Here is a 15357-nt window from a genome sequence, read left to right as displayed (position 1 = left end):
TTTTAGGGGATGTTTAGATTTTGATGGTCGGGCGTTGAAACTCGTCTTTCAAACCTTCTTTTCGGTACTGCGCCGTTACGTCTTCATAGGGCGCGAAATGGGTTTGGTATTGTTTCCAATAACGGCGGCGACGCCCGGCAAATAAACGGAAAAGCAACCCCGCAAAAAGGAAAAACAAAAAGGCCTTCAACAATAAAAAGGGAAGGATAAATAAGAACAGTCCACCCAAAAGACCCGCAATAATCACTCTCGAAACTTGTGTTAACATAGCTGTAATTGGTTTATTATAATTCGTTTAAAAGCGTACAAGTTGCTGTACAAGAAGGATGACGAATGAAATCAAAAATTACTTTAAAGAATGTGGAGAAATTTTTGATTTTTTTTGAATTGGCCCAGACAGAGGCAGACGGGACCACGCGGGCGGCGCTACTTTTACATTTAACATTTATTATTTTTCAGCTTTTCCGTTGGCTCATTTTGGGCGGAGGCAAGCCCCGCCCCTACTTTTGGCATCGTTTGCGCCATTCTTCTTTCAATTTGGCGCGTTCTTCGTCAGTCATGTTCCGCCATTTTTCTCGCCACGCGCCTCCTCCCTGAAAACGATTCTCCTGGTTCCACCGGTGATTTCCTCCCATGGGGCCGCGTCCAAAATTCCCGAATAAAATGCGGCACAAAACAAGCAGCCCCACCGCCTGCCAAAAAGAAATCATTCCTACCCCCAGCAAAGGCGGCAAAATAGCATTCCAAAGCCATTTTACAACCCCTCCCAATGCCAGAGCCGCTACCGCTGCAAAAAAGGGAAATAGCCAAAAGCGAGGTCTGTAGTTACGTGGTCTGTTCATATTCTTACTAGTTATCAATCAAATTCATCATTTAGATTCAAAACATTTATCCGCCATCCGTCAAATCCTGATACAGGCTTTCGAGACGTTGGCGCAGGTGCTGAACGGCATAGCGTTTACGAGAAATCAATGTTTTGATGTTTTCGCCCGTACGGTCCGCAATCTGCTGAAAGGTTTCGTCCTCCAACTCGTTCCAAATAAACACCTGCCGTTGATTTTCGGGCAGTTCGTCGAGGGCGTCAAACAATTGTTGCCAAAAGATTTCCCGCAAATATTCCGTTTCGGGCGTACCATCGTCGGCGAGTAACAAATCTTTAAAATAGATTTCACCCTCATCGTCTTCGTAGCCGTAGTCTTCCAGCCGTTCGGGTCGCTGCTTACGGTAGCCGTCAACAATACGGTTTCGGGCCACCCGATACAACCAACTTCCGACTTGCTCAATGGCTTCTACTTCTGGTTGACTGCTCAACTGATACCATACATCCTGCAAAATATCCTCGGCATCTTCGTCGCTGCTCACGCGCTGCCGAATAAAGCCGAACAATTGCTTGCTGTACTTTTTGATGGTTTGTACGATATTGGATTTTTGTGATGCCAAAGTCAAGAATAAATGCTTTTCAAGGTAGACGTATCACGGCAAAAATTACTTTATTTGAACCAAATATTTTTTTTGATACTCCCTACAAACTAGTCCCCTGAATATTTATTTACGAAAACCTTGTTGAAATCTTAGGGTGTTGTTCTACGTTATTATCTTTGTAGTGTACAATTTTTTCTAAACATCAACCTAAATTCCTATGACAGTTACGATTGATTCTTTTCCTTGGCTTAAATTCTATCCGCCGGGAATGGCTTACGAAGTTATTCCTGAGGTTTATCCATCCCTTTTGGAGATGATGGAAGAGGGCTTTACCAAATATGCTTCCAAACCTGCGTATGCTTGCATGGGCAAGCAAATTAGCTACGCACAACTTGATAAAATGTCGAATGATTTTGCCGCCTATTTGCAAGAGGTCGGACTAAAAAAAGGCGACAGAATTGCCATTCAAATGCCTAACGTTCTTCAATATCCCGTAGCGATGTTTGGGGCATTGCGGGCGGGGCTTACCATTGTCAACACCAACCCGCTCTACACGCCCCGCGAGATGGAGCATCAATTCAAAGATTCGGGCGCCAAGGCCATTGTTATTTTGGCCAACTTTGCCGATAAACTCGAAACAGTCCTTCCTACCACCCAAATTCAGCACGTGTTTGTGACCCAAATTGGCGATATGCTGGGCTTCCCCAAAAAGCAGATTGTTAATTTTGTGGTTAAGAACGTCAAAAAAATGGTTCCTGCGTACCACCTTCCTAAGGCGGTTTCATTTATGGATGCCGTGGAGCAGGGCGCTTCTATGTCGTACACAAAACCTGCCGTAAATCAGTTGGATTTGGCATTTATTCAGTACACAGGCGGCACAACGGGCGTTTCGAAAGGGGCCATGCTAACCCACCGTAATATCATATCCAACGTAGAAGCCAACTGCATCTATCTGGGGCCCTTGCTCGATACGATTCCCGAAGGGCAGCCTAATGTTCTTGTGGCCGCGTTGCCTTTGTATCACGTCTATGCCTTGACTTGTAATGCCCTTTCTGCCCTCAAAAACGGCGGCATGAACCTCCTCATTACCAATCCACGCGATATGGAGGCCTTTATTAAAGAGCTAAAAAAATACCAAGTGACGGTTTTTACGGGACTCAATACCCTTTATAATGGGCTGATGAACCACCCGAAATTTGGCGAGATTGATTTCAGTCAATTGAAAGTTACTTCAGCAGGCGGAATGGCTCTCCAAAAGGTAGTGGCCGAGCGTTGGTATAAACTAACTGGCAATCTACCGACCGAAGGCTACGGTCTTTCCGAGACCTCTCCCGTATTGTCGGCCAATCCACTCGACCCCAAGCTGAACCGCATCGGCACCATCGGCATCCCTTTCCCAAGCACCGAAATGCGAATTTTGAGAGAAGACGACACCTGGGCTGATGTAGGTGAATCGGGAGAAATCTGCGCCTTTGGCCCACAGGTAATGCCCGGGTACTACAACCGTCCTGACGAAACTGCCAAGGTGATGTTTACCGACCCCATCGATGGCCGTCAGTGGTTCAAGACGGGCGATGTCGGCATTATGGATTCCGACGGTTATTTCAAAATCGTTGACCGAAAGAAAGACATGGTATTGGTTTCGGGTTTTAATGTGTATCCCAACGAAATAGAAGATGTGGTGGCTCAGTGCCCAGGGGTATTGGAAGTAGCCTGCGTGGGTGTTCCCGACGAAAAAACCAGCGAAGCCGTTAAAATATTCGTGGTCAAAAAAGATGAAAGCCTTACCAAAGAGCAAATTATGGCATTTTGCCGCCAGAATCTGACCGCTTACAAATGCCCCAAACACATTGAATTCAGACAAGAACTCCCCAAAACCAACGTGGGCAAAATCCTCCGCCGCGCCTTACGCGATGAATCCGTAAAATAAGACAGTCGAGCCGCCTCATCGGCGGCTCGACGTTTGTTTTTAATGTCAACAAAAATGCCTTCATTCTTCTCCAAACGCGACCTTCATTTCAATTTATACGAACTACTCAAGGTTGAGCAACTCACGAGTTACGACTATTTTCAGGACCATGACCGACAATCTTTTGACATGGTTTTGGACGCGGCCGAGCAGATTGCCAACAAGATGCTCCACCCCCTCCTGACCGAGATGGACCGCAAAGAGCCACAATTGATGGACGGGACTATTCGTGTACACGAAGGAATGAAAGCGATTACCAAACGTTTTGGCGAAGATGGCTGGATCAATGCCACGTTCAGCTATGATGAAGGTGGGCAGCAGCTACCCGTTACGGTTCAAAACGCCGCCGCATTTATTTTTCAGGCCGCCAATTATTCGGCCAGTGTGTATCCTTTTCTGACCACGGGAGCGGCCAATTTGATTCGCAGCTTTGGTTCTAAAGAACTTATTGAACAATATACGCCGCTCATGTACAGCGGACGTTGGCAGGGCACTATGGCGCTCACCGAGCCCAACGCGGGCAGCTCCCTTTCCGACATCAGCACTGCTGCTGAGCCTACCAACGAAGAAGGTGTATATAAAATCACCGGTCAAAAAATCTTTATTTCCTGCGGTGACCACGACGCCTGCGAAAACATCGTACATCTTTTATTGGCTAAAATCAAAGGTGGGCCTGCTGGCACCAAAGGGATTTCTTTGTTTGTGGTTCCAAAAAAACGAATTACCGAAAATGGACTTACCCTTAACGGGGTAACTACCGCTGGCGTTTATCACAAAATGGGCTACAAGGGAGCGCCCATTGCTCACCTGATGTTTGGCTCAGACGAAACTTGCTTGGGCTATCTGGTGGGGGAACCGCACAAAGGGCTCAATTACATGTTTCAAATGATGAATGAAGCCCGCGTGGGCGTGGGCATGAACGCCACCGCTATCGGTACTGCCGCGTATTATGCATCGTTGGCTTACGCCAAAGAACGCCCGCAGGGCCGCCCCATCACCGCCAAAGACCCAACCCAACCCCAAACTCTCATCGTTCACCACGCGGATGTAAAACGAATGCTGCTGTTTCAAAAATCGGTGGTAGAAGGTGCGCTTTCTCTGTTACTGCAATGCGGATTATGGGCCGATTTGGCCCACGTAAGCGAAGAAGACACCAAAGAGCGTGCGGAGCTGTTGCTTGATTTGTTAACGCCTGTTGCCAAATCGTACCCTTCAGAAATGTGTTGCCAGACCACGAGTGCGGCAGTGCAGATTTTAGGCGGCGCGGGCTACACCACCGACTTTCCCGTAGAACAATATTACCGTGAAGCACGCATCCATCCCATCCACGAAGGCACAACGGGCATCCACGGCTTGGATTTATTGGGCCGAAAATTAACCCTCCACGGAGGCAAGGGATTGCAATATCTGACGGAGGAAATACAGGAAACGATAACACAGGCCAAACAGTCCGCAAATCCGCAGTTACTTGATTTAGCGACAAGATTGGAAGCGGCTTTGGAGCGTGTTCAAACCGTTACAACCTGGCTCCTGAATCTTTCCAAACAGGATAAGGAATTATTTCTGGCCGACGCCACCCTTTACTTAGATTTTTTTGGAATCGTGACGATTGCTTGGCAGTGGTTAAAACAAGCCATTCAGGCTCAGAAGGGACTAATTACAGCTAATTCGGAAGAAAATCGCAATTTTTACCAAGGAAAACTAGCCACCGCAAATTACTTTTTTGATTATGAGCTAGTCAAAACTTCCTCTCTGGCAGTGCGTCTAACAAGTCATACCAAGGGGACGGTTGAAATGCAGCCCGACTGGTTTTAATCTTCAATACTAGAACCCGAATAAAATTAAAAAAGCCGTGCAGAATGTCCGCTCGGCTTTTTGACTTTACTCAACGTTATGAAAAACTCTTTTTAGAAAAACTTAATTAGACATAAAAGTCATATTATTTTGGTTTTTCTATTCTGGGTATATTTTGTATCTCTTTTTAGAGGGAATTAACAATTTCTTAACTCTTTAACAAGTACGCAAAGTTAGCATTTTCGTCGAAATGCTATTCTTTTTTTTATAAATTCTTATAAAATAAATATTTAAGCCTCAATCTGTTACCTTTCTGGAATAAAAGTATAGCATTAATAATTTTCATTCAGTGCTTTTAATAATATAACTTTTTTTTGATAAAATTAGTATTATTGATGTCGAAAAAATAAAAAAACAAAATATTCTACTTTATTTTTTCATTTTTAGGGATTATCTATTTTTAATAAGAGACATAAAAAAAATGACCAAGCGGTATAGCCTGGTCATTCCTACATCAATCTCAATTAATAAAATTAACCCACCAATTCTTCCTCTAATACTTCTTCAACAGAGGTAAATTTAAGACCAAAAGCGTCAGCAACGGCCTTATAGACCACTTTACCGTTTACAACATTTAAGCCTTTCTTCAAATCTTCGTTCAGAGTACATGCTTTTTGCCATCCTTTATTGGCCAATTGAATGGCGTAAGGCAGAGTGGCATTGGTCAACGCCAAGGTCGAGGTGTAAGGCACGGCTCCTGGCATGTTGGCAACGCAGTAATGCACAATTCCATCTATCTCATAAATCGGATCTTCGTGGGTCGTAGGCTTGCAGGTTTCGATACATCCACCTTGGTCTACGGCTACGTCCACCAATACCGTTCCTTTTTTCATCAATTTTAACATATCGCGCGTCACCAAGTGAGGTGCTTTGGCGCCAGGAATTAATACGGCTCCTACAATCAAATCAGCACTTTTTACCAAATCACGGATATTATATTCGTTTGACATCACCGTGTCCACATTGGCAGGAAGAATATCTTCCAAATAACGCAGACGGTTCAAATTAATGTCAACAATAGTTACGTTAGCACCCAATCCAGCCGCCATTTTGGCCGATTGCGCACCTACGATACCACCGCCAAGTACTAATACATTGGCTGGTTTAACTCCCGCAACACCGCCCAATAAAATACCGCGTCCACCCATGGGTTTTTCGAGGTATTTGGCTCCTTCTTGAATCGCCATACGTCCCGCTACTTCCGACATCGGCACCAATAAAGGCAACGAACGGTCAACTTTTTCGACAGTTTCGTACGCCAAGCACACCGAGTTGCTTTTCAGCATGGCATGCGTCAGTTCTTCCGATGAGGCAAAGTGAAAGTAGGTAAACAGCAATTGGTTTTCTTTGATAAGGCCATATTCAGATGCAATAGGCTCTTTTACTTTCACAATCATTTCTGCAATTGCGTACACTTCCTCAATCGTGCCCAAAATCGTGGCACCTACGGCTTCGTACTCACTGTCCTCAAAACCGCTTCCTTGCCCAGCCGTAGCTTGTACATATACTTTGTGGCCATTTTTACGAAATTCTGCTGCTCCTGCGGGCGTTAAGGCCACGCGGTTTTCGTTGTTTTTGATTTCCTTTGGTACGCCGATGATCATAGTAGTAATAGGCTTAATGTTCAGAAATTTATTGCGTTTAAGTCTTGGCTGGAATACGATACAAAATTACGTGAAAGAAAAATATTTCCTGTTATTCAATAATAAATAAGAAAATATTTCTTATTTTTAAGAATAAAAATAATTTATTACTGTTTGGCCCTGATTTAAAGGTTACGAAACGAAAAAAATTCGGACAAGCGTCAAAATGAAAAATGTAGCACCCAAAAACGACTGAATCAGATGTACTTAGACGAAACCGACTACCGTATTTTGCAGTTGTTACAAACAAACGCGCAATTGACCATTAAGGAGATTGCCGCCGAAATCAATCTATCCATCACGCCCGTCCACGACCGCATCAAAAAACTCGAACGTGAAGGCGTCATTGAAAAATACGTGACAATTTTAAATAAAAAACGCCTTGGTAAAGGGCTTACGGTATTTTGTAACGTAACGCTTGATAAACAGCAGCGGGAGAATTTTCAAGAATTCAGCGAGGCCATGCTTCAAATGCCCGAAGTCGTGGAATGTTGCGTGGTGTCGGGCACGTTTGATTATCTCATTAAAATCATTGCTACGGATGTGGAGAGTTATCACAATTTTTATCAGGAAAAACTCGCCACCCTCAAAGCGATTTCACACATAAGCAGTTTCTTTGTGATGTCGGAAGTAAAAAGTACAACGTCGTTACCAATATAAATCAGGAGTGAGAAGCGGCCGCCGCTGCGGTCAGTAGCAAGGGTCGAGAATAGTAGTACACACTGCTTTCTTCTCTCCTGACTTCTCGCTTCTCATTCCTCACTTCTAACAAAAATATGCTTCTTCAACCGATCAACAATATTGCCGAGATGTGCGCCCGCAAAGGCGTCAAAAACGTGGTTATCTCGCCCGGTTCACGGAGTGCGGCCCTCACCTTGGCCTTTGCCCGGCATCGTGGTATAAAAACAAAAGTCATCCCCGATGAGCGCGTAGCGGGATTTGTGGGTTTGGGCATGGCCCAATACAGTCACCAAACCGTGGCGCTCGTTTGCACTTCGGGCAGTGCCGCTTACAACTTAGCCCCCGCTGTGGTGGAGGCGTATTTTCAGGAAATTCCGCTATTGGTTTTCACCGCCGACCGCCCCAAAGAATGGATTCATCAGCAAGACGGCCAGACGATTTATCAGAACGAGCTGTACGGTAAACACGTCAAAAAATCGTTTGACTTACCCTCCGACTATACGCATCCAGATGCCAATTGGTACATAGAACGCGTCTTAAATGAAGCAATTAATTTATCACAAACGGTCCCCAAAGGCCCAGTGCATATCAACGTACCCATTCGGGAGCCGTTTTATCCCGTAGCAGACGAAAAAATAACGTACGACCGTCACGTAAAATTGGTCGAGCGACTTGCTACTGAACCAACCCTGAGCACCGATACTTGGCACCAATTACAAAACGAATTTGAGAATGCCAACCGCGTGCTCATCGCTGTAGGGCAATTGCCGCCGGCATCGGCACTTTGGTCGGTTTTGAAAGAATTTAGTGAAGAAATGGGGGTGCCCGTGTTGGGGGATATTATCTCAAATATCCCTGTTAATGAAGCATTTGTACGGCAACACGACGTATTTCTACGCGGCAAAAATGAAGAATTGTTAACGACTCTCCAGCCCGATTTGTTGATTACGGTCGGCGATTCGTTCATTTCTAAAAACTTTAAACTTTTTCTCCGCAACCACTCCCCTGCCCAGCATTGGCACGTTAAAACGACCGAACAGCTTATTGATACGTTTCAAACGCTTACCACGCAAATTCCGGTAGAGCCGTTGTATTTTTTTCAAAAATTATTGGAAGACCTAGATTATCAGCAGTTTGTTCAAAATGATTCGGATGACGACGGACGAGGGGCCTTTCGGGAAGCATGGCTGCAAGCCGACCGACAGGGAAAACGAAGCGTACACCAATTTTTACGGCAAGAAACTCGTTGGAATGAATTTGCGTTGGTAAGCACTATCTTGGAAAACTTACCCGAAAACAGCGTACTGCACCTTGCCAACAGTATGCCAGTGCGTTATGCCAACCTAATTGGGCTTTCGCGCCCCGCCGAGGTGTTTGCCAACCGCGGCACGAGTGGCATTGATGGCTGCACAAGTACGGCGTTGGGGGCCGCATTGATGACCGACAAACCCGTTTTTATCATCACGGGCGACGTGGCTTTTTTCTACGACCGCAACGCTTTATGGCACCCGCACATTCCCCAAAATCTGCGCGTAGTGTTGTTCAACAACGCAGGTGGGAATATCTTCCGGCTCATCGACGGCCCATCGGCACAGCCTGAATTGGAGCAGTATTTCGAAACGCGACACTCTACCACCGCCCACCACACCGCCGAAGATGCTGGATTGGGTTATTATTCCTTAAAAGAAGGCGAAGATTTCAGCACTGTTTGGCATGAATTCATTGCGCCAAACGGGCAAGCCAAATTGCTGGAGGTTTTTACTGACCCAGTGCTCAATGGGGAGGTTTTTGAAGCATATCGACGCATGAGAACTACTTAGGGTCAGCGATTAATGCCTTTCAAATAAGATAAAGTCCCAAACAGCGTGGACTGACTCCCTTTTATTTCTACATTTTCAAATCCCTCAATGGCCAGTAATTGAGGGATTTTGCCTTTTACATTATCATTGGTGGTGTAGAAATTATCAATCACTTGTACCACAAAAAACAAAAACCGCATCAAACCGTTTTCTGCCTTGCCCCAATCGGCAATGTGCAGTTCGCCGTTAGGCTTAAGCACACGCCGTATCTCACGAAAAGCATGATGTTTTTGGTCCGTGGTCAAATGATGAAACACCCAAGAAGACAGCACTTTATCAAAGGAAGCATCAGCAAAAGGAAGCGTTTTGCCGTCAAATTCTTTTAATTGAATTGATGAATTTTTCAATTTTACCTTTTCATTCGCAATAATAAGTATCTGAGGATCAACATCCAATCCAACAATTGTGCAGTCAGGATGTAACTCTTCCATCAAAAGCGTTAGGGTAGCGGTTCCGCAGCCAAAGTCCAAAATAGCTTGCCCTGTCTTTATAGCTGCCTGTTGAATCAACCGCTTTTTGACCTCTATCTCGGGCATGGTCAGCCAGATAAACCAATCGTAGATGGGTGTCAGAAAATGGTATTTTAGGGCGGGGATGTAGTCGGAAGGCATTTGCTGCGTTGGCGATTCTTACTCCACAATCGGCGTTATCTCAATTATTTTATCTGCATTACCGCCGTTGCTGGTACAAAGATACACTTTCCCATTTGGCGCAATGGCAATGTCGCGTAGGCGGCCGAACTGATTTACCAAATACAGATTGGCTGGGCCTTCAACGGTGTTGCCGTCGGCACTTACTTTGAGACTGTACAACGTTTGGTTTTTCAGAGAAACCAACAACAAATGGCCTTTCCAGCGCGGATAGGCGTCATTGTTATAATAGTCCAACCCGCAAAATGCCCAAGTTCCACCCGTTCCAGAGGAGAAAATGGGTTCGATCACAGAGTTGGCGTTACAAAATGTGATTTCAGAAGGGGTATTACAAAAACCTTCCACGTTGGGCCAGCCATAATTGCCCGACTGTTGTATGAGGTTTATTTCGTCTTCAATCCCCGCCCCGTGCGATGAGCAGTATAATTTCCCATTGGCATAGACCAATCCCTGCGGATTTCGGTGTCCTTTACTCCATACCAAACTACCCGCAATGGGGTTATCGGCGGGAACGGAGCCATCTAAGTTCATTCGCAGAATTTTACCATTGAGGTTCGTATCATTCTGAGGCGCACTAAGGTCTTGCGCATCACCCGTGGTGACGAATAATTTCAATTCGGGGGTAATGACCAGTCGGCTGCCGTCGTGGGTGGAATTGCCTAAAATATTCTGTACCAATATCAACGGACTGCCCAAGGTAGCAATGCCGCTGTTGTAGGTAAAACGCACTACTTTTACCCGCATTCCCGAAACGGTATTGTCAATACTGTAGTTGTACGAAACATACACGTAGGGATTATTAGCAAAATCAGGATGCAACACCATACCCAATAAACCACCTTCTCCGTTAGAAAAAACATCTGAAATGGTAATCAAGGTTTGAACGGCGCTCGTTTGCGGATTCACTCGACTGATTTTACCGTCTCTTTCAGTCATCCAAATAAAGTCATCGGGGCCCCAGAGTATTTCCCACGGTATTTGTCGTCCAGTCAGCACTTCTCTCGTCTGTAATTCGGTACATTTGCCCGTAAATGCTTTAAAAACACTCCCCGACTTTGTTTCAAATCCAGGGTTTAACTGTACGTAGTTCTGCGCCTTGAATTGTACACTTGCGTTAGCTTCAATGTCACCCGTACCACTGATATAATTACTTGATTCGTAACGGTATCCTATATTTGAGAGATTGGAGGAAACCGTCACATTGCTGTTGCAAGGGGAAGTGGTCAACCCCACCTGCACAAGCACACTGTTGGAGGCGCCACTCGTCTGCATTCCGCTCGTGCAGGTGGCCGTAAAGCGGGCACTTTGTTTGGGAGAAACGGAAATCGACGCACCTGTTTGTCCAGTAGACCAATTAACCGTTCCTGCACAGCCCGTAGCGGTTAGGGTAACGTTGGAACCATAATTAATAAAAGCACTTGTGGGCGTGACGGAAGGCGGTGTTTGTCCAAATCCATTCAACACAAAAAAGACAGGAATCAAGAAGATGTAAATCGTTTTCATACGCCTGAGTTTTTTTACCCTAAGATACGATTTTAACAGCCGTAAAGTTTTTGGGGTATCAAAGTAAATTCAAGCTTCTGCTTCATTCCTGCCTTTTAATCAAATCAATGACTATAGCTCTAAAAATCAACTTATTAGAAATCCATTGAAACATTAATCCTTTCTGCGAACATATACATTGTTGCTGATGGATTCCAGCCGCAAATCTGGCCCGCCGCCGTTGACGGTTCCTTCCAACAAATAGCCCACAATCGGATTCTTGGCCAACCTAAAAAGTCGTCCTTGCGTGGGAAGCACCAGTTGTGTAAAGGCTTTTAAATCCATTTCAAGAGCATAGACGATTGAGCCAGAAAAACATTACAAAAAAAACGCAACTTTTTTTGTAACCCTGATTTTAGGTACATTTCATTAACCATTTTTTCTTTGGCAAAAAACATTGAAACATTTTTTCCAAATCACTGTAACCTTCTTCCAAACCCGAAGTTACCACGTACAAATCACCTGATAAACCATTCTCTAAACGCTTGAACGCTCTAACGGATAACGCACTTATGCTCCGGGTCAAAGCTGGAGACATCGACAAGATGGGCCTGCTCTTTGAGCGCTACCATCGTCCGTTGTTTGCTTTTTTGTACCACATGACGGGACAAGCCCACGCTTGCGAAGACTTAGTCCAAAATGTGTTTTATAGAATGTTGAAATACCGTCATACGTTCAACGGCGAGGGTGAATTCAGAACGTGGATGTATCATTTGGCGCGCAATATCCTGAATGATTCGTTTCGGCAAACCGAGCGTTGGGGAGGACATCCTTTCGACATCGCCGACCTGACCGATCAATTGGGCGGGGGAATCTCGGCCGATGAACAGCTTGAAAAACAGCAAGAACTGGATGCACTCCACGCGGCACTTGGCAAATTAAGCCCCGAACACCGTGAAGTATTGGTACTGAGTCGGTTTCAGGAATTAAAATACGAAGAAATTGCCGCCATCTTGCATACCACCGAAGGCGCCGTAAAGGTGCGCGTCCACCGGGCCTTGGGGGAGTTAAAAAAAAAATTCTTAAAGATTGAAAATGGAAGCAAAGCTCATGAACTGTGAACACGCAAAAGAACGGCTAACGGGCTGGCTAAATCACCAACTCTCAGCAACCGAACAAAAAGAAATAGAGCAACATTTGGCCGAGTGTGCTGATTGCGAGCAAGAATTTGAAGCCGACCGGCAATTGTGGAAACTGTTGGGAAAAGTATCCGCCACGCCCGAACCGAGCGGAGCCATGCGCGAAGGGTTTTATGCGATGCTGGATACTTTTAAAGAAACTGAAGCTCGAAAAAGCCGCAATTCTTGGCAGTATTTTGCCCAAAAACTCCAACAATTATGGACGCCCCAGCTGGCTCTTCGTGTGGCTTACAGCGCGTTTTTGCTGAGTATAGGGCTATTTGCGGGTTATTGGCTCCACCGGCCGCAGGAAGTAAAAATGGAGGCGCTCACCGCCGAAGTACAGGAAATGCGACAAATGATGATGCTTTCAATGATTGATAACCCTTCGGCAACCGAGCGCCTCAAAGCCGTGAGTTATACCAAGGAAATCAACGAAGTGGACGATAAAGTTCTGAAAGCCCTGTTTACGACCCTCAACAACGACCCCAACATCAATGTGCGTTTGGTAACGTTGGAAGCTTTGGCCGAACTGGCCCACGACCCGCAGGTGCGGGAAGGCTTGGTGCTTTCGCTGTCGCAACAGGAATCACCATTGGTACAAGTGGCCTTGGCCGATGTAATGGTGAAATTACAAGAAAAACGCTCTATTAAAGCGTTTCGGCAAATGCTGCGTCGCGACGATTTGAACGACCTTGTCAAAACCAAAATTCAGCAGACCATCAAAGATTTATCTTAGAAACCAATCATCCATTTTAATAGCTATGAAACATTCCCTTATCCCCTTTTTAGCGGGAGTGGTGCTATCTTGTACCCAAGCACCCGCCCAAACGCAGGAATTCAAAGAGCAAATCGTCAAAGAATATGCGCTCAAAAAAAATGCCGCAAGCAGTACGCTCGCCATTTATAACATCAATGGTTCCATCAATGTGGAAGGCTACGCGGGTGATAAAGTCGTAGTGGAAGTGGCAAAAACGATTTCGGGTAAAACCAAAGAAATACTGGATCAAGGCAAAGAAGAATTCAAGCTGATGTTTGAGCAAAATGAAGACAGCGTCATTGTCTACATTCTTGAACCTTACGATTCACGCCCCAATCGCAACTGGAAAGGCCGAAATGACAACCGCCATATTGAGTACAAATACGATTTAGATTTCACGGTCAAAGTGCCATTTGCCATGAATCTGCACGTTTCGACCGTCAACGGCGGCGATTTATCGGTCAAGGATGTGACAGGAACACTGCATGTGTACAACGTAAACGGAGCCATTGCGCTTATCAACGTCAAAGGTGCCACCGAAGTACGAACCGTTAACGGGAATGTAGAAGCCAATTACACCGCTATTCCTCCTGGAAAATCGGATTACAAAACCCTCAACGGCGACATCAAAATCAGCTACCCCGCCAATCTTTCGGCTGATTGCGAATTCAAGAGTTTCAGAGGAGAATTCTACACTGACTTTCCAGATGTTGAATCTCTTCCCGTCAAAGTCATCAAAAACCAAGAATCCAAAGGCGACAAAAGCACTACCTACAAACTCAACACCGAGACCTCCATCCGAATCGGCAACGGAGGCAAAACCTTCAGATTTGAAACATTTAACGGAAACATATACATTAAAAAGCAATCCTAATAACATGAAAACCACCCACATAAGTATCGCAGTTTTAGCCCTCACAATGACTTACGCAGCTCCATTGGTTGCCCAAAACGAGGTCAAAAATGAAATCAAAGAACAACTGGTCGTTCCGTTGAGCGACCCCAACAAGCCTGGTTCTTTGCGGGTAAGTTTAATCAATGGCTCTATTCATGTGATAGGCTACGCTGGCAAAGAGGTCGTTATTGACGCCATTGCCGAAGCGTATAACGGTAAAAAAACTGAGCACAAAAACGACGAACTCGCCGCAGGAATGAAAAAAATCTCGACCAATGGCGGTATTGATATTACAGCCGAAGAACGCAACAACACCATCAAAGTGACGTCGCAATTCATGAAACGCCCGATGAATCTCACCATCAAAGTACCACAGCAGTTTGGCCTGAAAGTAAGTACAGTCAACAACGGCGACATTTTGATAGAAAACGTGAGCGGGGAATTGGAAATCAACAATGTAAATGGCGCCATCAAGCTCACGAATGTGTCGGGCTCGGCCGTGGCTACCACCGTAAACGGCGGCGTAAAAGCGACTTTCAAAAGTATCAACGCCGAATCGCCAATGGCGTTTACATCTCTCAATGGCAGCGTTGACGTTACGTTTCCACCTTCGGCGAAGTTTGACGTAAAACTCAAATCTGATCGGGGCGAAATTTACAGTGACTTTGACGTAGATGTGGACAAAACCCAACCCAAAGCCAATCGGGTAAGCAAAGACGGGATGTACAAAGTCAGCGTTGATGACTGGATTCAGGGAAAAGTCAACGGTGGCGGCAGTGAAATAATGATGAAAAACATGCACGGCAATATTTACATCCGCAAAGCGAAGTAAATTTGCTTACATTGTCACATCGCGTAACGTCGGCAAGGTCCAAAACCTCGCCGACGTTTTATTTTACGTCTGGCGAGCGATTTTCCCACCCCTCTATCAACGCTTTACCTCCTTTTTTTCTGCACTTCATCT

Annotated in this window: 15 protein-coding genes; 8 read left to right on the top strand and 7 right to left on the bottom strand. The window is 45.4% G+C overall.

Going from position 1 to position 15357, the window contains the following annotated elements; genetic code table 11:
- Window positions 1-13 precede the first annotated feature (13 nt).
- The 3 genes from DR864_RS24645 to DR864_RS24635 form a co-directional block, all read right to left on the bottom strand.
- The gene (locus DR864_RS24645; RefSeq protein WP_114069456.1) at window positions 14-268 is read right to left on the bottom strand and encodes a hypothetical protein; all 255 of its coding nucleotides are present in this window, start codon (window positions 266-268) and stop codon (window positions 14-16) included.
- Window positions 269-500: 232 nt separating this feature from the next.
- The gene (locus tag DR864_RS24640) at window positions 501-842 is read right to left on the bottom strand and encodes a hypothetical protein (RefSeq protein WP_114069455.1); all 342 of its coding nucleotides are present in this window, start codon (window positions 840-842) and stop codon (window positions 501-503) included.
- A 46-nt stretch (window positions 843-888) separates the two neighbouring features.
- Complete coding sequence (locus tag DR864_RS24635; RefSeq protein ID WP_114070466.1) at window positions 889-1440, bottom strand: RNA polymerase sigma factor; 552 nt, start codon at window positions 1438-1440, stop codon at window positions 889-891.
- A gap of 199 nt (window positions 1441-1639) precedes the next feature.
- Here DR864_RS24635 and DR864_RS24630 point away from each other — a divergent pair, with 199 nt between their 5' ends.
- Window positions 1640-3352, top strand: coding sequence for an AMP-binding protein (locus tag DR864_RS24630; RefSeq protein WP_114069454.1), 1713 nt, complete (start codon window positions 1640-1642; stop codon window positions 3350-3352).
- Between the two features lie 54 nt (window positions 3353-3406).
- Window positions 3407-5206 carry an acyl-CoA dehydrogenase gene (locus DR864_RS24625; RefSeq protein WP_114069453.1) on the top strand — a complete coding sequence of 600 codons (1800 nt, stop codon included), beginning with the start codon at window positions 3407-3409 and terminating at the stop codon, window positions 5204-5206.
- 512 nt (window positions 5207-5718) lie between these two features.
- Here DR864_RS24625 and ald read toward each other — a convergent pair.
- A complete protein-coding gene (gene ald / locus DR864_RS24620) occupies window positions 5719-6849 on the bottom strand; it encodes an alanine dehydrogenase (protein ID WP_114069452.1) in 1131 nt (376 codons plus the stop codon).
- A 240-nt stretch (window positions 6850-7089) separates the two neighbouring features.
- On the opposite strand from ald, the gene DR864_RS24615 reads away from it, so the two are divergent.
- Window positions 7090-7548 (top strand): Lrp/AsnC family transcriptional regulator, encoded by a 459-nt coding sequence (locus DR864_RS24615; protein ID WP_114069451.1) that lies wholly within the window; start codon window positions 7090-7092, stop codon window positions 7546-7548.
- Window positions 7549-7664: 116 nt separating this feature from the next.
- Window positions 7665-9389 carry a 2-succinyl-5-enolpyruvyl-6-hydroxy-3-cyclohexene-1-carboxylic-acid synthase gene (gene menD, locus DR864_RS24610; RefSeq protein ID WP_114069450.1) on the top strand — a complete coding sequence of 575 codons (1725 nt, stop codon included), beginning with the start codon at window positions 7665-7667 and terminating at the stop codon, window positions 9387-9389.
- Between the two features lie 2 nt (window positions 9390-9391).
- Here the strand turns inward: menD and DR864_RS24605 are convergent, their stop codons facing one another.
- The 3 genes from DR864_RS24605 to DR864_RS29945 form a co-directional block, all read right to left on the bottom strand.
- Window positions 9392-10039 (bottom strand): class I SAM-dependent methyltransferase, encoded by a 648-nt coding sequence (locus DR864_RS24605; protein WP_114069449.1) that lies wholly within the window; start codon window positions 10037-10039, stop codon window positions 9392-9394.
- Window positions 10040-10057: 18 nt separating this feature from the next.
- The gene (locus DR864_RS24600; protein WP_114069448.1) at window positions 10058-11581 is read right to left on the bottom strand and encodes a PQQ-dependent sugar dehydrogenase; all 1524 of its coding nucleotides are present in this window, start codon (window positions 11579-11581) and stop codon (window positions 10058-10060) included.
- 153 nt (window positions 11582-11734) lie between these two features.
- Window positions 11735-11905 carry a hypothetical protein gene (locus DR864_RS29945; protein ID WP_162793477.1) on the bottom strand — a complete coding sequence of 57 codons (171 nt, stop codon included), beginning with the start codon at window positions 11903-11905 and terminating at the stop codon, window positions 11735-11737.
- A 227-nt stretch (window positions 11906-12132) separates the two neighbouring features.
- On the opposite strand from DR864_RS29945, the gene DR864_RS24595 reads away from it, so the two are divergent.
- The 4 genes from DR864_RS24595 to DR864_RS24580 are packed head-to-tail and all read left to right on the top strand — an operon-like array spanning window position 12133 to window position 15225.
- Window positions 12133-12681 (top strand): RNA polymerase sigma factor, encoded by a 549-nt coding sequence (locus DR864_RS24595; RefSeq protein WP_114069447.1) that lies wholly within the window; start codon window positions 12133-12135, stop codon window positions 12679-12681.
- Window positions 12656-13477, top strand: a complete 822-nt coding sequence (locus DR864_RS24590) for a HEAT repeat domain-containing protein (RefSeq protein ID WP_114069446.1) — start codon at window positions 12656-12658, stop codon at window positions 13475-13477. The genes DR864_RS24595 and DR864_RS24590 overlap by 26 nt, the downstream gene beginning before the upstream one ends.
- A 25-nt stretch (window positions 13478-13502) precedes the next feature.
- Window positions 13503-14372 (top strand): DUF4097 family beta strand repeat-containing protein, encoded by an 870-nt coding sequence (locus DR864_RS24585; protein ID WP_114069445.1) that lies wholly within the window; start codon window positions 13503-13505, stop codon window positions 14370-14372.
- Between the two features lie 4 nt (window positions 14373-14376).
- Complete coding sequence (locus DR864_RS24580) at window positions 14377-15225, top strand: DUF4097 family beta strand repeat-containing protein (protein WP_114069444.1); 849 nt, start codon at window positions 14377-14379, stop codon at window positions 15223-15225.
- Window positions 15226-15357: the final 132 nt, after the last annotated feature.

The organism is Runella rosea (genome assembly GCF_003325355.1).
Lineage (GTDB): Bacteria > Bacteroidota > Bacteroidia > Cytophagales > Spirosomataceae > Runella > Runella rosea.
The sequence above is the reverse complement of the archived record's forward strand: the minus strand, read 5'-3'. Positions and strand labels throughout refer to the sequence as shown.